Here is a 22,416-nt window from a genome sequence, read left to right as displayed (position 1 = left end):
AGCCTGTTCCGGCATCCTGAATCCCTCCCAGCGTGGTGCGGTCGTGCTGGGAAAGGAGGGGATGGGCAAATCCTGCCTGGCCGAACTGACCGTGGTACGGCTGGGCGGGGTTGTGGACCCCGTTTGGGTGTACGGCAGCCCGCTGCTCGCCAAGGTTCCCTACGGCGTCCTTGCCCCTTTCCTTGAAGCAGCAGACGCCGGGGACATGGATTCGCCGCTCGCGGTGCTGCGGGCGGTGCGGCGCTGGTTCAGCCGCCGGACGGAAACGGGAAAGCCGCCGGCACTGCTGATCGTCGACGACGCGCACCACCTCGACGAAGGCAGCACCCACGTGCTGAGCCAGCTGGCGCTCTCCGGGGAAATCCGCCTGCTGGTGCTCGCCAGGACAGCGGCCCCGGAGGTGCAGGAGCTCATCGCCCTTTCCCGCGACGGAATCCTGGCACGGGTGGACCTGACACCGCTGGACGGGGCCGCCGTACACGCGCTCTGCGAGGAGCTGCTGGGGGGCCCGGTGCTGCGGGCATCCGGCACGGTGATCGCAACACTGACGGCCGGAAATCCGCTCTACGCAAAGGTGCTGGTGGAGCACCTGCGCACCTCCGGCCACCTGGCCGAGGGCAATGGGGCCTGGTTTTTGCAGGGGCTGCCGGACACCTACGGGAGCCCCCTTGAAGACCTGGTCAAGGGGATGCTGGCCGACCGCCCGCAGGCGCAGCGCGCCGTCCTCGAAGCTGCAGCGCTGGCCGGGCCGCTTCCCAGGACGCTGTTGGCTTCGGCAACGGACGCGGCGGCTCTGCAGTCGCTGCTTCAGGAGGGGCTTCTCGTCTGCGCCCAGGACGGGTCCGAAACCACTGCGCTGGGCGTTCCCCTGCAGGGCGAAGTGCTCCGGCAGCTGGTGCCTCCGGCGAGGAGCGCCCGGACCCATGCGCTGTTCGCCGGGCGACCGGGATATCCCCGTGGCGCCGAGCAGCAGGTCAGGTCCGCGCTTTGGTCGCTGGAGTGCGGCAGCTGTCCCGACGACGCGACCCTGCTGGCGGCCGCAGCGACCGCGAACCGCCTGGGCCGGCCGCAGGCAGCGATCCGCCTCGCGGCGTCCGTGTCGGCGTCCGAACACCAGCCGGCGGCCCGGGTGGAGATCGCGGCCGCTTATGTGGAGACCGGGGTCTTCGCCCAGGCGCGGGTCCTCCTTGACGGAGTGCTCGAATCAGGGCCCGCCGCGGTACGGCCGGCCTCCGGACCCGGGCATCTTGAACGCGCCGTCGTGGTGATGGCCCGCCTGCTGCACCGTACCGGAGCATCGGGTGAGGACGTCCGTCGCCTGGCGGGCATCCTGCGGCGGGAAGAAAACCGCATCGGACACCGGTCGGCGGTCGAGGACACGGGGGAGGGGCATGAGGCAGCGCCGCCGGGCCGCGTCCCGGCGGCCGGGGCTGCCCTGATCGAGGCCAGGGCGCTGCTGGCTGAGGGCCGGTACGACGAAGCAGCGGCACGGCTGCGCGAACAGGTGAATGGCCCCGGGCAGCGTCCTGTCGACGTCCTGATCGGGAATGGCCTGCTGGGGGAAGCACTGACAGCCCTCGGCCGGCCCGAGGAAGCCGTCCGCCATTCGTCCGCCGCGCTGCGGGCGCTGGAAGGCGCGTCGTCGGAGCTGGGTGAGTTCTGTACGTTCGCAGTGGTCCGGCATGCCTTCGCCCTGCTCCACCTGGGACGCTATGAGGACCTCGACGAGCTGCTGGCCGAGTGCCGCCTCAGGGGAGGAGCGCACCTGCTGGGCTCGGGAGGCACGCTCGGCGTATTCCAAGGCCTGGCCGAGCTGCACCAGGGACGGCTGCGGGAGGGGCTCGCGCGGCTCCACCCGGCCGTTGAGGCCCTCCGCCGCAACGACCCTGAGCTGCTTCTGCCCTTTGCGCTGGGCGCAGCCGGATACGCCTCCGCCGTCGTCGGAGAATCGATGGCGACCGCCCGGTACGCCAAGGAGGTGGCCGGAACGCTCAAGACGGCGCCGATTCACCTGCAGCTCGTCGCCCGGGCCTACGCCGCCGCCGCCGTCGCAGCCAGCGAGGGAGCCGACGCCGAGATTCCCAGTGACCTTCGCGAGGCGGCGGAGCAGGCGAGGACGGCGGGGCTCCGCACAGCCGAAAAGGACATCCTGGAACTCTGCCTGGCCGTGGGAGATCTCAGCCAGGCGCGGCGGCTGGCTGATCTCACCTCCGACTACCCGGGGGGAGAGGCACGCGCCCTGCTCGCCTACGCGGAGGCGGTGGCGTCCGGAAACCCGGAACGCATGGTGGCCGCCGCAGATGAAGCTGTCCGGCACCGCAAGTACCTGGTGGCCGTGGAGAGCATCGGCCATGCCATCCGGTTCTACGGCAACCATGGCAACCTCAGGCGACAGCGGGCCCTGATCCAGCAGCTCCGACGCCGCCGTGAGGAGCTGGCGGGAGTGACCGTCTCATACCTCAGCCCTTCACTGCATCTGGTCCGGCTCACCCGCAGGGAACACGAGATCGTGCACCTGCTGCTCGAGGGCGCGGGATCACGGGACATCGCCGGCCATTTCACTCTCTCGCAGCGCACCGTGGAGGGCCATATCTACCGGATCTACGTGAAGCTCGGAATCAGCCGCAGGGCGGACCTCGAGTCTGCGTACCGCGCGTTGGAGCCCGGTCCCCGTGCTCCGGCCACCCCCGGCGGAACGCCACCCTCGGGTAGCTGAGCGCCCGGCACAGAGTGGGAGCCCCCGGCCTGGGCAGGTAAGGCGGCTACGGGCCGCGAAGCCGAAGCCGGAACATGCGTATCGGTTACTGGTGCTGTATCTGTCCGGCCCCGCCTAGCCTTCTGATCGTTGATTGGAAGCTAGCCAAAGGTCTCAAGATGCGTGCTGATCATTCTGCGGAAACGCTGTTGGGCACCACCCGATCAATACCACCAGCGCTCGCGCTGGTCCCCCGAGCGGGGTCGACGGCGTCGAAGCCTCCTGAGACCAAGGCTTCCCCCCAGCCGCCGTCGACCCCTTCGGTGACTTCCCGGCCTGCAGCCGGAGTGCTTGTTCCTTCGGCCGGGTCCGGCCCGGACAGCCGAACCCGGTCCCCCCTGCTGCAGGAGACGGCCTCGGATCTCAGGTTTCCCGGCCTGCACCGCAGCGGCGAGCCCGTCGGGCTCCACTGGGGCCGGCGGTACCGCAGGATCCTGCTCGCCTTTGACGCGCTGGTGATCCTTGCCGTGGTCGCTGCCGCGCACCTGGCCCGCTTCGGGACGGAAGCAGCCAGCGTCACGGCCGCCAGCATCGAGCTGCCCTACGTGCTGGTGGCCGCGTGCATAGCAGCAGGCTGGCTTGCGGCCCTCACGATCTACCGCACCCGCAACGACCGAGTGGTGGGCATCGGTGCCGACGAATACAAGCAGGTCATCTCGGCAACGGTCACGCTGCTGGGCGTGGTTGCCCTGGCCTGCGTAGTACTGGGCGTGGACATCGCCCGCGGGTTCTTCGCCATCGCCCTCGCCGGCGGTATCACGGGACTGACTGCCACGCGGTGGCTGCTCCGACGCTGGCTGACACACCAGCGCAGCCAAGGGCGCTACCAGTCCCGCGTCCTGGTGCTCGGCCGTTCCCGGGACGCCCGCTATGTCGTCAAGCAGATCGAAAACAAGGCCGGCGGTGCCTACCAGGTCCTCGGCGTCGCACTGGTCTCATCCACACCGCGCACGGCCCTCCGGGTCGACGGCCGGGACTACCCTGTCCTCGCCGACGGTGAGAGCGTCGTGGCCGCCGCCCGGCTGCTCCGCGCGGACGCCGTCGTGGTTGCCGGTCCGGTGCGGGGCGGGAGCGCGTACGTGCAGGAACTCGGATGGCGGCTGGAGGAGACCTCCACCGAACTGATCCTCACCACCGGCCTGACAAACGTAGCGGGGCCGCGGATCCAGGCCCGCCCGGTGGAGGGCCTGCCGCTGATGCACGTCGAGCTGCCCCAGTACACCGGGGCGCGCCACGTGCTCAAGCGGGGCCTGGACATCGTGGGCTCCGCCCTGGCGCTGATCCTGCTGCTGCCCGTCTTCGCCGTGCTTGCCATCCTGATCAAGCGGGACAGCCCGGGGCCCGTGTTCTTCCGGCAGGAACGCGTGGGCCGTGCCGGGCGCACCTTCCGGATGGTCAAGTTCCGCTCCATGGCGGCGAGCGCCGAAGACGACCTGGAGGGGCTGCTGGACCGCAACGAGGCCTCCGGGCTCCTGTTCAAGATGCAGCACGATCCGCGGGTCACGCGCGTGGGCCGCTGGATGCGCCGCTACTCGCTGGATGAACTGCCCCAGTTCTGGAACGTCCTTGTCGGCCAGATGTCCCTGGTGGGTCCGCGGCCTCCGCTACAGCGTGAGGTCGACCGGTATGAGGATCGGGTGTACCGGCGGCTGTACATCAAACCTGGCATCACCGGGATGTGGCAGACCAACGGGCGCAGCGAACTGAACTGGAAGGACGGGGTGCGGCTGGACCTGTATTACGTGGAGAACTGGTCCCTGGCCGGCGACCTGCAGATCCTGTGGCGCACGGTCAGGGTCATGTTCCGCCCCGTGGGGGCGTGGTGATGCGAGTCGGATATGCCGCAGGCGCATTCGACCTGTTCCATATCGGCCACCTGAACCTGCTGCGCCGGGCACGCGCCGGATGTGACTTTCTGGTCGCCGGCGTGGTCACCGACGAGCTCCTGGTCGAACGCAAGGGCCGGGAACCGTTCATTCCCCTGGCCGAGCGGCTGGAAATCGTCGGAGCGCTCGACTGCGTGGACAAGGCCGTTGCGGAAACCACCGACAAGGTCACGATGTGCCGGGAGCTGGGGGTCTCCGTGCTGTTCAAGGGCGACGACTGGCGCGGCACCCTCCGGGGCCGTCAGCTCGAGCAGGACCTGTACCCCCTGGGCGTGGAGGTGGAGTACTTCCCCTATACCGCCCATACCTCAAGCTCCCGCCTGCGCCGCACTCTCGAACTCTTCAACTTGGGTCCGGCAGCTGCGCGACGCACGGCGGAAGGATAGGAGAACGACGTATGGCCGCGACGCCGCGCCCCCTGCACATTGCCCTGATGGGAACCCGAGGCGTGCCCGCACGCTACGGGGGGTTCGAAACCTGCGTCGAAGAAGTAGGCCGCCGGCTCGCGGCCCGGGGACACCGGGTGACGGTGTACTGTCGCTCCGCTGCCGGCACGCCTGTCCTGTCCACCCACCTCGGCATGCAGCTCGTGCACCTGCCGGCGGCCCGGCGACGCTCCCTGGAGACGTTGACCCACACCGGGCTCTCCGTCGGCCACCTGCTGAGCAGGGCGCTGCGGGAGCGCTCCCGGCCCGACGCTGCCATCGTTTTCAACTCCGCCAACGCCCCCTGGCTTCCGGTCCTCCGCGCCGCAAAGGTTCCTGTGGCCACGCACGTAGACGGCCTGGAGTGGAAACGCGCCAAGTGGGGACCCAACGGCCGGCGCTACTACCGGATGGCGGAGGCCCTGGCGGTGCGGTGGTCCGACGCCCTCATCGCCGACGCCCGTGGCATCCAGGACTACTACCGGCGCGAGTTTGACGCCGACACCACCTATCTCGCGTACGGCGCCCCGGTGCAGCGCGCTCCGGGGCACGACCGGCTGGCCGGATTGAACCTGCAGCCCGGCCGCTTCCATCTGGCGGTGGCGCGGTTCGAACCGGAGAACCACCTGCACCTGATCATCGAGGGGTACGCCCACAGCAGGGCATGCCTGCCGTTGGTGGTGGTGGGCAGCGCTCCCTATTCGCGCGAGTACACGCGCCGTCTCCACGACCTGGCGGATTCCCGTGTGCGGTTTACCGGCGGACTCTGGGACCAGGACCTGCTCGACCAGCTCTACGCCAACGCCCTGGTCTACTGGCACGGACATTCCGTGGGCGGCACCAACCCCTCCCTGCTGCGCGCCATGGGGGCCGGCGCCCCCACGAACGCGTTCGACGTCGATTTCAACCGCGAGGTGCTGGGTGGTGAGGGCCGGTATTTCCGGAACCCGGACGACGTCGGGCGGCTGGCGGAGGACGCCGAAGCGGCGCCCTCCGAGACCGCCCTGCGGGGCAAGCTCGCCCAGCGGAATGCCGAAGCCTACGACTGGGACGAGGTGTCCCTCGGCTACGAGGATCTCTGCCTGCGCCTGGCCGGGCGCAGCACGCCGGCCCGGCGGCCGCGCGGACGCCGCCGATCAACGAATGAGGAAGCACGATGAGCAGGCTATGGCGATCAGCAAGGGCACGATGGCTTGCGGCCGCCGCTTTGGCGGCTGTCCTGGCCGCCGTTGCCGCCGTGCTGGTGCTGGACCGCGGCGACGGCAAACAGGAAGCGACGGCCGTGCAGCAGGACGAAGGGACAGCGAGCGCCGCCCCTCGGCAGACAGCGACGACGGCCCCACCCTCCGTGCCCCCTGCCGAGGCGGAACCCCAACCGGCACCGGAGGAGGAGACAAGCCAGGCGCCGGAGGAGGATACAGGCCCGGTGACCGAGCCGGCACCCCAGCCCCCGCCCCCCGCCCCTCCGATGGACCCCAACGCGCCCGTGCCGGCGCCGGATGCGGACCTGGCCGCGATAGCGCAGCCCGTTGCCCCGCCCGCACCGATCGACCAGCCGAGCCGGCACGGCGGCGTCGAAGCAGCGGTCACCGGGCTCGAAGCGGTGGTGGGGGAGGCCGAGGGCATCGGACAGATCGGCGGCCCCGCCCTCCGCTTCCGCCTCAGCGTCGTAAACAACACCACCTCGCCGCTCGATCTGTCCGACGCCCTTTTGACCGTTGAAGCGGGTCCGGATCGGGAGCCCTGCATGGAGCTCATGGGGCCCGGGGTCACCGTCCTGCCGTCCAGCGTGCAGCCGGGACAACGGGTCGAAGCGACCTATGTGTTCCTGGTACCACCGGAGCAACGGTCAAAGGTGCTGATCCGGTTCAACTATTCCGCAGCGGCTCCGATCCTCGCCTTCGAGGGGCCGACGCCCGGGTAGGGGGGTGGCGGGAGCGGCCACACACAGCGTAGGGGGACCAGGACGGGGGACAGGGAAAGGAGCAGCCGTTTGTCACCGGAATGTCCCGCGGACACTGACCGCGGGACGGCAAACACCCACAGTTAGGCAGACGTATGAAGAAGTACGAGCCCGGTTCCTCCGGGCACATCGTTGGCCGCGCCGCCCGGCGCATCGCGGTACTGGCCATGACACTCGCACTGACCGCAGGCGGACTTGGAGCGATGGCGGGCGCCGCGTCGGCCGACACCGCACCCGCCAATCCGAACGATCCGCGGACGCCCGTCACGGTGTCCGCGGACGCGTTGCCCACCGCGCAGCACAACGGGGTCGCCTGGCAGAGCACCATCATCGGCAACACCGTGTATGTGGTCGGGAAGTTCAGCCAGGCCCGCCCGGCAGGAGCGGCTCCCGGCACACAGAACGTACCGCGCAGCAACATCCTCGCCTTCAACCTGACCACCGGCGCACTGGTTTCATCCTTTGCGCCAAAGCTGAACGGGCAGGCGCTGGCCGTGACGGCGTCCCCTGACGGGCGGCGGCTCTATATCGGCGGCGACTTCACAACGGTCAACGGGCAGCCCCGCTCCCGGCTCGCGGCCCTGGATCCCGCAACCGGCGCGCTCATTGATTCGTTCGCGCCCAAGGTCGGCGGGTCCGTGCGCAGCATCGTCGCCACCGGCAGCTTCGTCTACCTGGGCGGGAACTTCACCACCGTCGGATCGACGGCACGGTCCAGGCTGGCTGCGGTCGCGGCCAACGGCGGCGCCCTGCTCTCCTGGGCACCGAGGGCAAATGGGGTTGTCAACGCGATGGCCCTGTCCCCTGATGGAAAGCAGATGGTCATCGGCGGCGCGTTCACCACAATGAACGGCTCCGGCAACCCGGGGTTTGGGCTTGCCCGCGTCAACGCGCTCTCGGGCATCAACATGTCACTGGGTGTAAACAGCGTCATCCGCAACGGCGGAAACACGGCGGCCATCCTGTCGCTGCATTCCGACGGGACGAATTTTTACGGCACCGGCTACCACTACAAGGGAGGCGGAAACCTCGAGGGCGCCTTTGCCGGCAACTGGTCAGACGGGAACCTGAAATGGGTCCAGGATTGTCGGGGTGACAGCTACGGAGTGTGGGCTTCGGCCAGTGCGGTCTACGTTGCCAGTCACTCCCACGGATGCGGCAACCTGCCCGGCGGCGGGTTCACAGCCGCTGATCCCACCGAGCCGACTGCGTGGTACCGGGCCACGGCCTTTACTAAAGCGACCACCGGCGTGCTCGGCAACGGTGCCTTCACTTCTCTGCGGGGCAAGCCGGCTCCAAGCCTGCTTGCCTGGTATCCGGCATTGAACACGGGCACCGCGACCGGCCAGTACCAGGGGCCGTGGGCCGTCACCGGCAACAGCAACTACGTGGTCATGGTGGGCGAGTTCACCACGGCAAACGGCACCCCGCAGCAGGGGATGGTCCGCTACGCCGGAAAGGGACTGGCGCCCAACAAGCAGGGACCCCAGGTCAGCGGTGCCGCCGCGAACCCGACGGCGAAGTATGTTTCGGCCGGAAAGGTCACCGTCGGTTGGCAGGCCAACCACGACCGGGACAACGAGGTGCTGACCTATCAGGTCATCAGGGACGGCAGAGTCGTTCACACCGTCCAGGCGGTTTCGCGGTTCTATTCACGGCCCGCATTGAGCTTCACTGACAGCGGGCTCACCAAAGGGCAGCACACATATCAGATCGTCGCCAAGGATCCCTTCGGTAACACGGTCAGGAGTGGAACGGTGGCGGTCAATGTGACAGCCGGCGGCTGATTGACAGTTAGGGCATGGCCGGGTCTTGCATGCTTGGTCTTCCCCCAACGGCCACGGTGGGGCCCTTGCCGGCGCTGCCGTGGCCGTTGGCCGCGGACGGGTGCCGCACGCCCGGGTAGGTATCGACGTAGGTACGCGGCAGGTAGCCGCCTGATGCGGGCATCGCGGAACGAGTACCTGCTACCCGTGCCCCGGGTACGGGTAGGTTCCTAGTCTGGGCGCGAAAGCCGGCCTGGCGGCACTTGAGGGACTGCACGCATGGCTGGGGATACCTGCACGGAAATCGGTCTCAGAATGGTACTCACGCAGCATGGCGCTGGAGCAGCAAAATGACCCCGGCGATGGGGGGCGGCCAGCGAAGGATCCGTGCGGGGCATGGCAGGAGGGCCGCCCGCACCCGGGGTGGCCGCGCGCCCGCCGTCTGGGCCGTGGCTGCCCAGGCCAGCCAGGGCCTTACGGCCTTCCTGATCCTGGCTGTCGCAGCACGCACCCTGTCGCTGCCGGAGCTCGGCAGCCTGAGTATCCTGTACGGGCTGCTGGTGGTGTGCGGCGCGTTAACCACCGGGTTTGTTGGGGATTCGCTGACTGTCCTGGACCGGTTCGACCCCGGCACCCGCGGCGGCCTGCTGGGCTGGCTCGTCGTTCTTGGGGTGGGCTGCTCCTTGATCGTGCCGCCGGCGGCCTGGGCCGCGGGCCTGATCGGCCCGCCGGAGCTTGGGGCGCTGGCGGCCGCGGTGGCCACCTACCTGGTCAAGGATGTGCTGCGCCGGACGCTGATGGCGCGCCTGCGCTTCACCGGGATCGTGTTCGCTGACCTCATGGTGCTGCCTGTGGCCGGGGGTGTGCTGGCGGGCGGCCACGCGGTGGACGGCGACGGCGGCCTCGGCCTGTTCCTCGCGGCGCTCGCCGTTGGCCAGCTGGCAGGGATTGTTGTCGCCTGGCTGATGCTGCCGGTCCAGGAACGCTCCCGGGTCACTCTGCGCGGGGCCCGGTGGCGCCGGATTGCCGGTTTCGGTGCTTGGCGGGCGGCGCAGCAGGCACTGCGACCGATGCTCCTGACCGGACTTCGCACGGCGGTGGTGCTCGTGCTGTCACTGGAAGCGGCCGGACTGCTGGAGGTAGCCCGGGTTTACGCGGCTCCGGCAATGCAGATCGTTGCGGGCATTTCGTCCTATCTGTTCGCCTCCTTCGCGGGGAACCGCGACGCACCCATGGCAACCCTGCTCCGGCAGGCAGACCGAGGGGTAGCCGCGCTGACGCTGATAACCCTCACGGGCAGCGTGGCTGCACTGCTCCTGCTTCCCGTGGCCGGACCGATCGTCACCGGCCGAAGTCCGGATGCGTGGGCCGTCGCCGCCTGGCTGGCCTACGCTGGAGCAACCGCCGCGGCCACCCCTTACGGCACCCTGGCTGCCGTCCGTGCCGGATCGCTGCGGGTCTTCCTCATCCGCCTGGCCGACACCGTGGCTGCTTTGCTTGCCGGTGCCGCCGTTCTCGCCGTCGCTGGTTCCGCTTCCCCGCTACCGTTCGCCGCCGCCGCCGCAGCGCTGGCCGGCGGGCTGGCACTGCGGCGCTTCCTGCTCGTTCCGCTGCTGGCAACCGATGGTGAAGCCGACAGGGCCGGGGCGGCGGCTGCCGCGAAGTGGGTGCATCAATGACGGGGCAGGAATCGCTGCGAACCCAGCGGACGGCCGATCGGCTCTCCACTCGTCAGGCGCTGGCCGCCCTGGCCAACGCCCAGAAGACCAGCAAGGGCGCCCCCGCCTACTCGCGTTTCATCAACCGGCGCTTGGGACGCCTCCTTGCAGCATGGGCGTACACCGCCGGGTTCAGTCCAAACCATGTCACGGCTGCCAGCGCCGCCTGCACCTTTGCAGGAATCGGGCTGCTCGCCGCTGGACCGTTGGCCACCCTGACTGCCATCCTCGTTGCCTCGCTCCTGGTCGTGGGATACGCACTGGACTCAGCGGACGGACAGCTTGCCCGGCTCCAAGGGACCGGCAGCGCCGCCGGTGAGTGGTTGGACCACACGGTCGATGCCTTCAAAGTCGGGACCATCCATCTGGCGGTGCTTGTTTGCTGGTGGCGCTCCTATGACCTCGAACCGCTCTGGTACCTGGTGCCGCTGGCATTCCAGGCCGGCGCGACCGTGCACTTCTTCGCGACCCTGCTGATGGACCAGCTGCGGCGTGCACGCAGGGGCGACGGCGGGACCCGCCTGGCCGGTGACGGCCGCTCCTCAGTGGTGTACTCGCTGGCGGTGCTGCCCACGGACTTCGGGCTTCTGTGTGTCCTGTTCCTGCTGCTGGCTGCTCCGCCGGCCTTCACCGCCGCGTACACCCTCCTTGCGGTGCTGACGTGGGCGTTCCTCATTCTGGCGCTGGGGAAGTGGTACCGGGAGGTCAAATCGTGGAACTGAGCCAGTACATGGAGGTTTTCCGCCGCCGCGCAGCGCTGATCCTGCTGGTGACCTTCCTGGCCGTCGACGCGGCGGCCCTCGCCACTTGGTTCGGCCCCCGCACCTATGAGGCGTACGCGCTCCTTCAGGTGCGCGCCTCTTCCATCGACGGAACCTCTTATCAGGATGCCGAGTACGCGGAGGACCGGATGCCCAACTACCCTCCGCTGGTCGGCTCGCCTGCCGTCGTGGAATCCGCCGCGCAGGCGTCAGGTGTCCTGCCGGAGGAGGTGACCGGCGCGGTGAGCGCCGCCAACCTGCCCGGAACCACGCAACTGCAGATCACAGGCCGGTCCGCCGATGCCGATGCAGCTGCCAGGCTCGCAGATGCAACAGCTGAGGCGGTAGCGGATGCCATAGCTGACCAGGAGCCGGGCCCGGTAAGGGTACGGGCCGAGCTGCTTGTTCCGGCTGCGGTTCCGGTGCGCCCCGCTTCGCCCAACCTGACGCTGAACCTGGCCGGAGGAGCGCTGGCCGGGGTGGCGCTGGGCATGCTTGCCGCCCTGGCCGGCGGCGGCGGCCCGCGTGTCCTGCGTGGAGCCCGTGACGTTGAGCGGGTGGCGGGACTGGAGCTGCTCGCTCAGGTTCCTCCGGCCGGTGGCCGTCATCGGGGCGGCACGGCGGCGGAGGACTGCTTCCGCGAGCTGACGGCGTCAGTGCTGCAGGCCGCCGGTGGGGGGCTGCCCGGGATTCTGCTGCTGTCCTCGTGCTGCCCGGGGTCCTCGAATGCCCAGCGCGATCTGGTGGAGGGGTGGGCCGGGCATCTGGCCGCCGGCGGCCGGAGGGTGGGTGTCCTCGAGACCGCCCCCGGGCCGGTCGCCGGAGGTGCGAAGGGGGGCCTTGGCTGGACTGACCTGCTGGCAGCAGGAACGTCCCCGGAGCGGATCATGGTACCGGTGCACGGGGGGCAGTTCATCCTCGTGCCGGTCGGCGGATCAGCGGACCTGCTGCCTGCCGCGGACCTCGCCGCCCGCTCCGGTCCGATGCTGAACGATCTCGCGGCGCGCTTCGACCTGTTGCTGGTCCCGACCCGGCCGGGAACGGGCCCGCTGAACAACACCCTGCTCGCTCCCGCAGTCTCCGCCGCCGTCGTGCTGGCCTGCTATTGCGAGACCACCGACGAGCAGCTGGATCTCGGAGTCCTGGAGCTGCAGACCCTCCGGGTCCGGGTGCTGGGTGCAGTGTTGCAGGAGGTCCCTCCGCGGCGGCGCAGCCGCGTGCTGCACCTGTCCCGCGGCCGGACCGGAAGCCATGGCCCGCGGACGGTAGACGGCCGGTCCCGCGGACCCGCCGCAGCTGCGCGTCCTGCAGGGCAGACCGGACCTTCGAATACCGGGCAGGCGGGCAGCCGTCACGTCACAGACACGGGGCCGGTGCCCGCCCGGGCACCGGCCCGTCCGCCGGTAAGCGGTGCCGCGGCGAGTGTTGTTCCCACCGCCCCCACCGTGACGGAGGGCTGATGGTGACGGCGTGGATCCACCGCGGGGCAGGCTTTGCTGTCTGGTGCCTGCTGCTGGTGAGCGTGGTGCCCTGGCGGCAGGGCGTGTACTACGACGGGGGGCTGGACACCGTGGTACTGGCCAAGGCCGCTTTGCAGGGCATCGCCCTGTCCGCCGCGGCAGCCTGGAATCTCGCCGGGGAGCGACGGCCCGTGGCGGCGGGGCCCGTGCTTCTCCTGCTGTTATTCGCAGCGGTGTCGCTGCTCGGCGCCGCCCAGGGCGGAGAACTGCTTCCCTCCGCGGTGCTGGCCGTCCGCCTGATCCTGGCGGGTCTGACTGCCGTCCTGGTGCTGCGGGTGCTCCCGGGTTCCGACGCCCTTGGGCTGCTGCTGGCCGCGATGGGCGCGGTCGGGGCCGTCGCGGCCGCCGGCGGAGTGGGTGAACTGCTGGACGGCGGGCGGCTGGAGGGCGGCATCCTGCCCCTGAGCCCAAACCTCATTGCTCTGCTGGCAGCGGCGCCGGGACTGGGCTGCGTGCACCTGGTGCTGCGGGGACGCCGGCTTGCCTGGGCGGTGCCGGGTGCGGTCGTCCTGGGGGCGGCGGTCCTGGCCACCGGCTCCCGGACCGGCATCGCGGTGATGGCAGCCGCCGTTCTGGTCAACGTGCTCTACCTCGGCCGGATCCGCCGGGTCCTGGTGGTGCTGTTCCTTGCCGCGGTGCCGCTCGCCGTCGGCGTCGCCTTCTTCACGCCGCTGGTGTCTTCACTGCTGATGCGCCCCGACAGCGCCTCCCTGCTGACCCTGAATTCCCGCACCATCGCCTGGGAAGCGGTGCTCTCGACTCCGCCCGGCACCTGGACCTGGTGGGTGGGGGAGGGGCTTTCCATCAAGACCGTCCCGGTACAGGGGCAGTACTGGGACGAACAGGTGCTGGACTCCAGCTGGGTATCCGCGCTCGCCCAGGCCGGCGTGGTGGGGGTGTTGGTGCTGGCCGTCTGGGTCCTGACGGCCGTGTTCCAAGCGTTTGCCAACAGGGGCATCCCGGGTGGCCTGCCGCCCACCCTGTTGACCTTCGTTGTCGGCCGAAGCACGTTGGAGAACGGGCTGACGGAGGCCAGCGCCGCCTTTGTCCTGTTCTTCGTCATCGCGCTGATCGTCGCCGGCAGGACTCGGGACGCCCGCGTCGAAAGCGCCGTCTATCCGCCCGAGCCCGCGTCCGCACCGGCTTCCGCCCAGCCCGCGTCGGAGACGCTGACGAAGGCGCCCAAATGACGGGTGTCCGGGGGACGGCCGGCCAGCGCCGCAAGATCGGCCGGCAGCGGCAAAGCGGTGGCAGCGGCCTTCCCGGCAACGTGGGGCAGCGCAGTCAAGGAACCTTCCTCGACGGGCGGACCGTGCAGCTCGACGAGTGCCTGCTCCTGGCCGGTGCCTGCGGCGAATTCCACTGCGGTGGCGAAGGCCCGGTTGCTTCCTCCCGGGCCTGCCCACAGGACCACCGGAGCCACCCCACCCGCCTCCGGCCGCTGATAGGCATTGCCGTCCGCCATGATGCCGAGGTCCTCGGCGGAGGACTGGCGCGAGTAGTCCTCCACGCACAGCAGGCAGTCGTTGCCCGCCCCGTAGAAGATATTGTTGTGAACTGCCGTCGGGCCGCTGGTCCAGGGCACCTGCGGGTCGAACCCGTACCGTGGATCCCGCCCGGGGGTGCCCGGCTGGTCTGCCCTTCGGGGGTCCTGGACGATGTTCAGCTCCCGTCCGTTGCCCACGAACGTGTTGTTCCAGATCCGCACCCGGGTGCAGTTGTTGACCTTGGCGCCGGCCCCGCTGTTGCCGCTGATCACATTGTCGACCACATCTACGTCGGCGGAGATTTCGGCGGAAAAGCCATGCGCCGCGTTCCCGCTGAGGACGTTCCCGCTAACCGCGGCACCGCGTACCGATTCGTCCAGCCACAGTCCGGTGCCCTGGTTGTTCTCCAGCAGACTTTCACGGATCTCCACCCCGCGGCTGCGGGCGATCTTGATGCCTCCCGCCACGGGGGAGTGGCGGAAATGCTCCCGGTTGTTGCCGATGACCGCTGCGTTCTGCAGCTTCAGCCCATCCGCATGGGTTGCGGTCACGCCCAGCATGCCGTTGCCCGCCACGGTCAGGTGGGAGACGCGGATGTCCGGCGCGCCCAGGAACAAGCCCGTGGTGGCGTTGTCACTGATGGTCAGCGCCTCGAGAACCGTGTCCGGGCGTTCAACGGTCACTGCTCCCATGTGCGGGACGGACGGGGCGTACCGGCGGATGCCCAGACCCCTGACCACAGTGCCTTCGGACCGTATGCTCAGGGCTTTGGCCAGTGCGCTGGCGCGGACACTTCGCCCGGCAGGGTCAGCGCCGAGGGTGAGGCGACCGGCTGCATAGTCGACGTGGAAGCTCTCGACGTCGAGCTCCCCTACGCTCCCGACCTGCCGCAGCGGCTGCCCGTCGAGCCAGACCTGGTCCGGGTGCGCTGCCAGCGGATACTGCGCATCCAGGAAATGCCAGCCGTGCTCGTGTCCGTCCCGCGCGCCCCAGGTGTAGGTCGGGCTGTGGTCGAAGCGCACGTCCCAATCAGCGGAGAAAGCGGCGCCGACCGGGACGAACCCGGCCACCGGCCGGCTGCCGTCCAACCAGACAGCTTCATCGGGGTAGGGCTGGAGGGTGATTCGGGTGCCCTCGGGAATGGTGATGCTCTCGTGGTAGCTGCCCGCCCGCAGTACCACCGTCTGCCCGTCGCGGGCGGCTTTCACCGCTGCGGTGACCGTCCGGAGCGGCCGCCGTTGAGTGCCGGGGCCTCGGTCGGAGCCGTCCGGGGCTACGAACAGCGCGTTCACAGGCACGGCATAGGCGCTGCCGCCGGGGACCGGGGCCCCCATGGCAGCCTGCGGCGCCGCGGGGCTGCCGGCCTGGTCGCCGTCGGGATCGGGACTGACGCCCTCCGCCGCCTTCGGGGACTCGAAGGCCGACGGCGCGGGCGCCGGTGCGGACGATCCGGAGGTCTCCGGACTGGGGCCCGCGCTGCAGCCGCTGCCCAGCACCGCGAGCAGCAGCAGGATCATCGGGTGCAGCCCGCGGCGCTGAGAGGGACGGGAGCGGCACCGTGAAACAGACATCGATTCTCCTGACCGCGGCCCGTGCAGGTTCCGGTCGAAGCCAATCACACCGGCCGGCGCCGTGCCACGGTGGCGCCGAATCCATTCCAGCGACCTCAGCCGTCCCGTTATCAAGGAGCCTGCCATGAGCGCCATGCACGCACGCGTCCACCCGCCGGGGCTGCCGTCGCTCCACGCTGTCGGCCCGGGCTTCCCGGGTCCGTCCGCCTGCCGGCAGGCCCTGCCCCTGGTGCTGGTGGCCCATCCGGTGGCGGATCTTTACGGGTCGGACCGGATGCTGCTGGAGAGCATCCGGGGCCTGTCCGAGGCCGGCGCCCGGGTGGTGCTGACCGTGCCGGCACCCGGGCCGCTGGTGACCGAGGCCCGGAGGTACGGTGCACAGGTGCGGTATTGCCCGACGCCGGTGCTGCGCAAAGCGCTGCTGTCTCCCCGCGCCGCCATGTCTGCCGCCCTGCGGCTGCCCGGCGAGGCAGCGGCCATGCTGCGCCTGCTGCGGGAGCTGCGCCCGCAGACGGTCTATGTCAGCACCCTCACAGTGCCGCTGTGGACGGTGCTGGCCCGGCTCGCCGGGTGCCGGGTGGTGGCCCATGTGCATGAAGCCGAGGAATCGGCACCCCTGCCGCTGCGTGTGGCTTTGGCCGTGCCGCTGACTGCCGCCCACGAAGTGCTGGTGAACAGCCGGTACAGCCGTGATGTGCTGCGCCGTTCGCTTCCGCTGAGCCCGGGCGGAACAACCCGGGCACAGGTGCTGCCGAATGCCGTGTCCGGCCCGCCGGATCTGCCGGCCCCGCGTGCGGTGCTCGACGGCGTCCTGCGGCTCGTGTACGTGGGCCGGCTGTCGCACCGCAAGGGCGTGGACGTGGCCGTCTGTGCGCTGGCCCTGCTGCAGGAACGGGGAGTGCCGGCGGAACTGGACATTGTCGGAGCGGTCTTCAGCGGCAACGAGGCCTTTGAGCGGGGGCTGCGCGGGCTGATCACGGAACTCGGTGTGAGCGGCTCGGTCCGCCTGCACGGCTTTCAGCCCGAGCCCTGGCCCTACCTCGCCGGTGCCGATGTCTGCCTGGTCCCGTCCAGGCAGGACGAGCCGTTCGGCAACACGGCCGTGGAGAGCGTGCTCGCCGCCCGCCCGGCGGTGGTCAGTGACACCTCCGGGTTGCGGGAAGCCGGCGGGGTCTACAACAGCGTTCACTTGGTGCCACCCGCTGATGCTGCCGCGCTCGCGGACGCCCTGGCATGCATCGCCGGTGACTGGGCACGGTGGCGGGAGAGGGCGGTGGCCAATGCGGCAGACGCCGCCCGCCGACACTCGCCCGTCCGCTATCGCAGACGTATCGCGTCGACGGTGCTGGGGGTGCAGCCCGGCGCACCGGCGCCCGCTTCCCCGCCCTCCATGGCCCTTGCATCTGCTCCGTTTGCTGCGGCACCACCGCCGGCCGACACCGGGTCGGCCGTCCCCGGTCCGGCGGCTTCCGACGCCATCCTGTCCAAGTTCTCCATGTCTGACCCGAGGAGCCGCCATGATGTCCAGGCCTGAAACCACGCCCCGGGCCTCGCCGCGACCTGCCGGCCGAACCCTGCGCCGGGACATCCAGGGCCTGCGCGCGCTGGCCGTGACGGTGGTGGTGCTCAACCACCTGGTCCAGACCCCCTCCGGAGGGTTCTTCGGGGTGGACGTGTTCCTGGTGATCTCAGGGTTCCTGATCACCGGGCTCCTGATCCGTGAACTCGGCACCACCGGGCGGATCAGCATCGCGGAGTTCTACCGCCGCCGGGCCCGACGGATTCTGCCCGCAGCGCTGCTGGTGGTCCTGGTCACCGTGGCGGCCACCTACCTGCTGGTGAATGCTTCCCGGGGTGATGCGGTCCGCACGGACGGAATCTGGGCGCTGCTGTTCACGGCGAACTGGCACTTCGCCGCCGTGGGCACCGACTACTGGCAGATGGACGGCACTGTCTCGCCGCTGCAGCATTACTGGTCGCTGGCGGTGGAGGAACAGTTCTACCTGCTGTGGCCCTGGCTGGTGGTCCTCGCAGGCGCCCTGGCGCTCGGCGGCTCCGGAGGGCGGGCCAGGAAGCCGGCGCCCCTCCTGGCTCTGTTTGCCGGCGCGGTAGCCGCAGGCTCCCTCGCTTTTGCGTTGTGGCAGTCCGCGGCCCAACCGACCTGGGCCTACTTCTCGTCCCTGACCCGCGGATGGGAGCTTGCCGCCGGCGCCCTGCTCGCCGTCGCCGCGCCCGCCCTTGCCCGTCTGAATCGGCGGGCCAGGGGCGTCCTTGGCCTGGCCGGGCTGATCCTCCTCGGCTTTGCGGTGCTGGCCCTGGACAAGACCAGCGGCGTCCCCGCGCCTGCGGCGCTGCTGCCGGTGACCGGCACGGTCCTGCTCATCGCCGCCGGCACAGGCGGGGATGCTCCGGGGACCGGGTGGCTGACCAACCGTGTCAGTCAGTATCTGGGGCGGATCTCCTATTCGGTCTACCTCTGGCACTTCCCGGTGATCATCCTGCTGCCGGCCCTGCTGCCTGCCGACGGGCTGCTCTTCACCCCGGCCGCACTGTTGCTGATCCTGGCGCTCTCCGCGGCATCCTTCCACCTGGTGGAGTATCCGCTGCAGCACAGCTCGCTGTTCGGCCGCCGGCCCGGGGCTCCGCCCGTTCCGCGTCGGATCCGCCGGGCCCGGGCGCTGACCGCGATGGCCACGCTCACCGCCGTCGTGGTTGGCGCGGCGGTGCTGAGCCTGCGGCTGCCGGGCCCCGCAGACTCCGGCGGGGCTGTTGCCGCCGAAGAGCCTGCCCCGGCTGCAGCGGGGGAGACGTTTCGGAAGGAACTTGAACAGCGCATTGACGACGCCGTGCAGGCAGAGCAGTTCCCCGAGTTCAGCCCGGACCTGGCTTCCCTGGGCACCACAACGTGGGTGAAGTCGGTGAACCAGGACGGATGCGCGGAAATCAGCGCCGGAAACACCGAGCGGTGCCGCGGAGGGGCCGAAACCGGCAGCAGGACCGTGGCCGTGCTCGGCGACTCCTACGCCATCGCATGGATGCCGGGCGTCGACGCCGCGGCTGCGGAACTGGGGTGGGAAACCGTGCCGCTGACCCGCGGCCAGTGCCCCGCCGCCGGGGTCCAGGTGACCCGTAACGGCGGCGAGCCCTATCCGGAGTGCGCGGCGCACCGGGATTGGGCGATGGCGCAGATCCTGCGGCTCCGCCCCGATGTTCTGATCATCGCCGATTCGGACGACACCCTGTCCAGGCTGGACTCGGGCAGCACCGGCGCCGAGGCGGTGCAGGAAGCCTCCACCGGACTGGCGGCCACCCTTGCCCGCCTCGCCCCGGCCGTGGAGGAAGAGATCCTGGTCCTTTCGCCCCCGCCCGGCGGGCGCAGCCTCCAGGACTGCGTCACCGCGCTTGGCTCCCCGGGGGACTGCCTGACACGGGTCAACTCCACCTGGGAGGGGATGCAGCGGGCTCAGCTGAACGCCGTGGCCGAGGCCTCGGGGGAGGACGCCGGCGGCGCCGTGCACGCCTCCATCCGCTACGTGGACACCCAGCGGTGGTTCTGTGACCGCGAAGGACGCTGCCCCGGTTTTGTGGGTACCACTCCGGTGCGGGTGGACAACAGCCACCTCACCCCGGAGTACTCCCGTTCCCTGGCGCCGCTGCTGGCCGACGTCCTCGGCGGGGCCGGAACTTAGGCAGCACTTAAGTGCGCGCCGGGGCGGTGCGTGGCATGATCATCCGTGGGATCATTTAGGGCAGACTTGTGTTGCGTAATAGGTCCGCCAGCGTATCCCGGCCGATCGTCCAGCGGAGGAGTTCCCTTGCCCGTTGTTTCCACGCCCTCCAGCCTCCGCCCCGCGGACGGCGCCCTCGACAATGAGGAGGCGCTGCGGATCCGCAACGACTTCCCGATCCTGCAGCAGGAGGTGAACGGCCGCCCTCTGGTCTATCTGGACTCCGGGGCGACGTCGCAGAACCCCACCTGCGTCATGGAAGCGGAGCAGGAGTTCTACGAACAGCGCAACTCCGCGGTGCACCGCGGAGCGCACTCCCTGGCGGTCGCGGCGACCGATGTCTTCGAGGATGCACGGGAGACGGTCGCCGGGTTCATCAATGCCGGCACCGACGAACTGGTCTGGACCTCCAACGCGACGGAGGGCATCAACCTTGTCGCGTACGCCTTCTCCAACGCCAGCCTCGGCCGCGGCGGTGAGGCGGCTGAGCGGTTCCGGCTCGGCACTGCCGACGAAATCGTGGTCACCGAGATGGAGCACCACGCCAATCTGATTCCCTGGCAGGAGCTGGCCTTCCGCACCGGTGCGACGCTGCGGTTCATTCCGGTGGACGACGACGGCGGCCTGCGGCTGGAGGAGGCCGAGCGGATCATCGGCCCGCACACCAGGATTCTTGCTTTTACCCACGCCTCGAACGTCCTCGGCACCATCAACCCGGTGGACCAGCTGACCGCCCTGGCACACCGCCACGGTGCTTTCGTGCTGCTGGACGCCTGCCAGTCGGTGCCGCACATGCCGGTGGACGTCAAGGCGCTGGACGTGGACTTCGCTGTCTTCTCCGGACACAAGATGCTGGGTCCCACCGGCATCGGCGCCCTCTACGGCCGGCGGGAGCTGCTCAATGCCCTGCCCCCGTTCCTCACCGGCGGGTCCATGATCACCACGGTGACGATGGAGAAGGCCGAGTACCTGCCGGCGCCGCAGCGCTTCGAGGCCGGCACCCAGCGGATTTCCCAGGCGATGGCGCTGGCCACGGCCGCGAACTACCTGCGCGAGACCGGAATGGAACGCATCCACGCCTGGGAAGCGCAGCTGGGGGAGCGGCTGGTCGCCGGCCTGGAACGGATCCCGGGCGTGCGGGTGCTCGGCCCCAAGGCGGGCGTGGAGCGCATCGGCCTGGCCGCGTTCGACGTCGAGGGCGTGCACTCGCACGACGTCGGCCAGTTCCTGGACGATCAGGGCATCGCCGTGCGGGTGGGCCACCACTGTGCGCAGCCGCTGCACCGGCGGCTGGGGCTGGTCTCCACGACCCGTGCCAGCACCTATCTGTACAACACCACCGACGACGTCGATGCCTTCCTCGAAGCGGTAGCCGGCGTCCGCCCCTTCTTTGGAGTCTCCTCATGAGTTCGGACCTGCAGCAGCTGTACCAGCAGATCATCCTCGACCACGCGCGGCAGCGCCACGGCGCCGGCCTGCAGGAGACCGCCGACGGCCTGCACACGGGCGAATCCCACCAGCTCAACCCCACGTGCGGAGACGAGATTACCCTCCGTGCCGCGGTCGACGGCGGCGCGGGCCGGGTGGCCGGGATCAGCTGGGAAGGGCAGGGCTGCTCCATCTCCATGGCGTCTGCGTCGGTGCTGACCGACCTGATGCAGGGCGTCGACCGGGATGAGGCCGGACGCCTGGTGGAGAGCTTCCGCGAGGTGATGCGGTCCCGCGGATCCGTGGCGGCCGATGAGGAGGTGCTCGGTGATGCCGCGGCCTTCTCCGGCGTGGCCCGCTACCCGGCCCGGGTCAAGTGCGCGATGCTGGCGTGGGTTGCCCTGGAGGAAGCGCTGGCCGCCGCCGGATCTTCGACATCCTGACGCATGGCCCCGGGCTCAGGCCCGGGCCGTGCCGCCTGGCTCAGGCGGGCAGCGGCTGCCGGTCGCCGGTCTCGAGCAGTCCGAGCAGGTAGGCGCCGTAGCCGCTCTTGCGCAGCGGCTCAGCCAGCGCGCGCAGCTCCTCGTCGGAGATGAAGCCCTGGCGCCAGGCGACTTCCTCGGGGGCGCCGATTTTCAGGCCCTGCCGGTTCTCGATGGTGCGGATGAAATTGGAGGCGTCGTTGAGGGAGGAAAACGTGCCGGTGTCCAGCCAGGCGCTGCCCCGCGGCAGGATTTCGACCTGCAGCCGTCCCTGCTCCAGGTACATCCGGTTCAGGTCGGTGATTTCCAGCTCGCCGCGGGCCGACGGGTGCAGCCCCGCCGCCAGCTCCACGACGTCGTTGTCGTAGAAGTACAGCCCAGGCACCGCGTAGGAGCTGCGGGGTGCCGCCGGCTTTTCCTCCAGGGACAGGACACGATGGGCGGCATCGAACTCCACGACGCCGTAAGCACTCGGGTCTGAGACCTGGTAGCCGAAGATCACGGCGCCCTCCGGCGCCGTATGCCGGCGCAGCCGGCCGCCCATGCCGTGCCCGTAGAAGATGTTGTCGCCGAGCACCAGGGCTACGGGGTCGGCGCCGACGTGGTCGGCTCCCAGCACGAAGGCCTGCGCCAGACCCTCCGGCGCGGGCTGCACCCGGTAGGAGAGCGAGACCCCGAAGCGGGAGCCGTCTCCGAGCAGCCGCCGGAACTGTTCCTCGTCCTGTGGGGTGGTGATCACGAGGATGTCCCGGATCCCTGCCAGGATCAGGGTGGACAGCGGGTAATAGATCATGGGCTTGTCGTAGACAGGCATCAGCTGCTTGCTGATGCCCAAAGTGATCGGATGAAGCCTGGAGCCGGTGCCGCCGGCAAGGATGATCCCCCGCATGCCGCACATGATTACGGTTAAGTACCGCACCGGCAAT

At 69.9% G+C, this 22,416-nt stretch carries 16 protein-coding genes; 14 read left to right on the top strand and 2 right to left on the bottom strand.

All coding sequences use genetic code 11. The annotated features are described in order from the left end of the window. Positions 1-61: 61 nt before the first annotated feature. The 10 genes from AC5RV6_RS12410 to AC5RV6_RS12365 all read left to right on the top strand — a co-directional run bounded on the left by AC5RV6_RS12410 (position 62) and on the right by AC5RV6_RS12365 (position 13,984). Positions 62-2,716, top strand: a complete 2,655-nt coding sequence (locus AC5RV6_RS12410; RefSeq protein ID WP_494007637.1) for a LuxR C-terminal-related transcriptional regulator — start codon at positions 62-64, stop codon at positions 2,714-2,716. Positions 2,717-3,018: 302 nt separating this feature from the next. Further along, positions 3,019-4,581 (top strand): sugar transferase, encoded by a 1,563-nt coding sequence (locus AC5RV6_RS12405; RefSeq protein WP_494007636.1) that lies wholly within the window; start codon positions 3,019-3,021, stop codon positions 4,579-4,581. Beyond that, the gene (locus AC5RV6_RS12400; protein ID WP_494007635.1) at positions 4,581-5,027 is read left to right on the top strand and encodes an FAD synthase family protein; all 447 of its coding nucleotides are present in this window, start codon (positions 4,581-4,583) and stop codon (positions 5,025-5,027) included. Before AC5RV6_RS12405 ends, AC5RV6_RS12400 begins: the two co-directional genes overlap by 1 nt. A gap of 11 nt (positions 5,028-5,038) precedes the next feature. Further along, positions 5,039-6,226, top strand: coding sequence for a DUF1972 domain-containing protein (locus AC5RV6_RS12395; RefSeq protein WP_494007634.1), 1,188 nt, complete (start codon positions 5,039-5,041; stop codon positions 6,224-6,226). After that, positions 6,223-6,990, top strand: a complete 768-nt coding sequence (locus AC5RV6_RS12390) for a hypothetical protein (RefSeq protein ID WP_494007633.1) — start codon at positions 6,223-6,225, stop codon at positions 6,988-6,990. The genes AC5RV6_RS12395 and AC5RV6_RS12390 overlap by 4 nt, the downstream gene beginning before the upstream one ends. A gap of 134 nt (positions 6,991-7,124) precedes the next feature. Beyond that, the gene (locus tag AC5RV6_RS12385; RefSeq protein WP_494007632.1) at positions 7,125-8,816 is read left to right on the top strand and encodes a hypothetical protein; all 1,692 of its coding nucleotides are present in this window, start codon (positions 7,125-7,127) and stop codon (positions 8,814-8,816) included. Between the two features lie 428 nt (positions 8,817-9,244). Beyond that, the gene (locus AC5RV6_RS12380; protein WP_494007631.1) at positions 9,245-10,474 is read left to right on the top strand and encodes a hypothetical protein; all 1,230 of its coding nucleotides are present in this window, start codon (positions 9,245-9,247) and stop codon (positions 10,472-10,474) included. Continuing rightward, the gene (locus AC5RV6_RS12375; protein ID WP_494007630.1) at positions 10,471-11,235 is read left to right on the top strand and encodes a CDP-alcohol phosphatidyltransferase family protein; all 765 of its coding nucleotides are present in this window, start codon (positions 10,471-10,473) and stop codon (positions 11,233-11,235) included. Before AC5RV6_RS12380 ends, AC5RV6_RS12375 begins: the two co-directional genes overlap by 4 nt. Then, a complete protein-coding gene (locus tag AC5RV6_RS12370; protein ID WP_494007629.1) occupies positions 11,226-12,734 on the top strand; it encodes a hypothetical protein in 1,509 nt (502 codons plus the stop codon). Before AC5RV6_RS12375 ends, AC5RV6_RS12370 begins: the two co-directional genes overlap by 10 nt. Then, a complete protein-coding gene (locus AC5RV6_RS12365) occupies positions 12,734-13,984 on the top strand; it encodes an O-antigen ligase family protein (protein ID WP_494007628.1) in 1,251 nt (416 codons plus the stop codon). Before AC5RV6_RS12370 ends, AC5RV6_RS12365 begins: the two co-directional genes overlap by 1 nt. On the opposite strand, the gene AC5RV6_RS12360 is transcribed toward AC5RV6_RS12365, so the two are convergent. Continuing rightward, positions 13,909-15,852, bottom strand: coding sequence for a right-handed parallel beta-helix repeat-containing protein (locus tag AC5RV6_RS12360; protein ID WP_494007627.1), 1,944 nt, complete (start codon positions 15,850-15,852; stop codon positions 13,909-13,911). The genes AC5RV6_RS12365 and AC5RV6_RS12360 overlap by 76 nt on opposite strands. A 124-nt stretch (positions 15,853-15,976) precedes the next feature. Between AC5RV6_RS12360 and AC5RV6_RS12355 the strand changes: the two genes are divergently transcribed. The 4 genes from AC5RV6_RS12355 (at position 15,977) to sufU (ending at position 21,451) form a co-directional block, all read left to right on the top strand. Continuing rightward, complete coding sequence (locus AC5RV6_RS12355) at positions 15,977-17,386, top strand: glycosyltransferase (protein ID WP_494007626.1); 1,410 nt, start codon at positions 15,977-15,979, stop codon at positions 17,384-17,386. Further along, complete coding sequence (locus AC5RV6_RS12350) at positions 17,370-19,541, top strand: acyltransferase family protein (RefSeq protein ID WP_494007625.1); 2,172 nt, start codon at positions 17,370-17,372, stop codon at positions 19,539-19,541. The genes AC5RV6_RS12355 and AC5RV6_RS12350 overlap by 17 nt, the downstream gene beginning before the upstream one ends. Positions 19,542-19,667: 126 nt before the next feature. Further along, positions 19,668-20,987: a cysteine desulfurase gene (locus AC5RV6_RS12345; protein WP_494007624.1), complete on the top strand. Its 1,320-nt coding sequence runs from the start codon at positions 19,668-19,670 to the stop codon at positions 20,985-20,987. Next, positions 20,984-21,451 (top strand): Fe-S cluster assembly sulfur transfer protein SufU, encoded by a 468-nt coding sequence (sufU, locus tag AC5RV6_RS12340; protein ID WP_494007623.1) that lies wholly within the window; start codon positions 20,984-20,986, stop codon positions 21,449-21,451. Before AC5RV6_RS12345 ends, sufU begins: the two co-directional genes overlap by 4 nt. Before the next feature lie 40 nt (positions 21,452-21,491). Here sufU and rfbA read toward each other — a convergent pair whose 3' ends face one another. Further along, the gene (gene rfbA, locus AC5RV6_RS12335) at positions 21,492-22,379 is read right to left on the bottom strand and encodes a glucose-1-phosphate thymidylyltransferase RfbA (protein WP_494007622.1); all 888 of its coding nucleotides are present in this window, start codon (positions 22,377-22,379) and stop codon (positions 21,492-21,494) included. Positions 22,380-22,416 lie beyond the last annotated feature (37 nt).

The sequence above is a fragment of the Arthrobacter saudimassiliensis genome (assembly GCF_059090665.1).
This window is presented reverse-complemented; position numbering and strand designations above follow the sequence as displayed.

What these genes read in the sequence shown, in the direction of transcription:
- AC5RV6_RS12410 (WP_494007637.1), top strand. Translation starts at nt 62, where the DNA reads ATGGGCAAATCCTGCCTGGCCGAACTGACCGTGGTACGGCTGGGCGGG.
- AC5RV6_RS12400 (WP_494007635.1), top strand. Translation starts at nt 4,581, where the DNA reads ATGCGAGTCGGATATGCCGCAGGCGCATTCGACCTGTTCCATATCGGC.
- AC5RV6_RS12395 (WP_494007634.1), top strand. Translation starts at nt 5,039, where the DNA reads ATGGCCGCGACGCCGCGCCCCCTGCACATTGCCCTGATGGGAACCCGA.
- AC5RV6_RS12390 (WP_494007633.1), top strand. Translation starts at nt 6,223, where the DNA reads ATGAGCAGGCTATGGCGATCAGCAAGGGCACGATGGCTTGCGGCCGCC.
- AC5RV6_RS12385 (WP_494007632.1), top strand. Translation starts at nt 7,125, where the DNA reads ATGAAGAAGTACGAGCCCGGTTCCTCCGGGCACATCGTTGGCCGCGCC.
- AC5RV6_RS12375 (WP_494007630.1), top strand. Translation starts at nt 10,471, where the DNA reads ATGACGGGGCAGGAATCGCTGCGAACCCAGCGGACGGCCGATCGGCTC.
- AC5RV6_RS12365 (WP_494007628.1), top strand. Translation starts at nt 12,734, where the DNA reads ATGGTGACGGCGTGGATCCACCGCGGGGCAGGCTTTGCTGTCTGGTGC.
- AC5RV6_RS12360 (WP_494007627.1), bottom strand. Translation starts at nt 15,852, where the DNA reads ATGTCTGTTTCACGGTGCCGCTCCCGTCCCTCTCAGCGCCGCGGGCTG.
- AC5RV6_RS12355 (WP_494007626.1), top strand. Translation starts at nt 15,977, where the DNA reads ATGAGCGCCATGCACGCACGCGTCCACCCGCCGGGGCTGCCGTCGCTC.
- AC5RV6_RS12350 (WP_494007625.1), top strand. Translation starts at nt 17,370, where the DNA reads ATGATGTCCAGGCCTGAAACCACGCCCCGGGCCTCGCCGCGACCTGCC.
- sufU (WP_494007623.1), top strand. Translation starts at nt 20,984, where the DNA reads ATGAGTTCGGACCTGCAGCAGCTGTACCAGCAGATCATCCTCGACCAC.
- rfbA (WP_494007622.1), bottom strand. Translation starts at nt 22,379, where the DNA reads ATGCGGGGGATCATCCTTGCCGGCGGCACCGGCTCCAGGCTTCATCCG.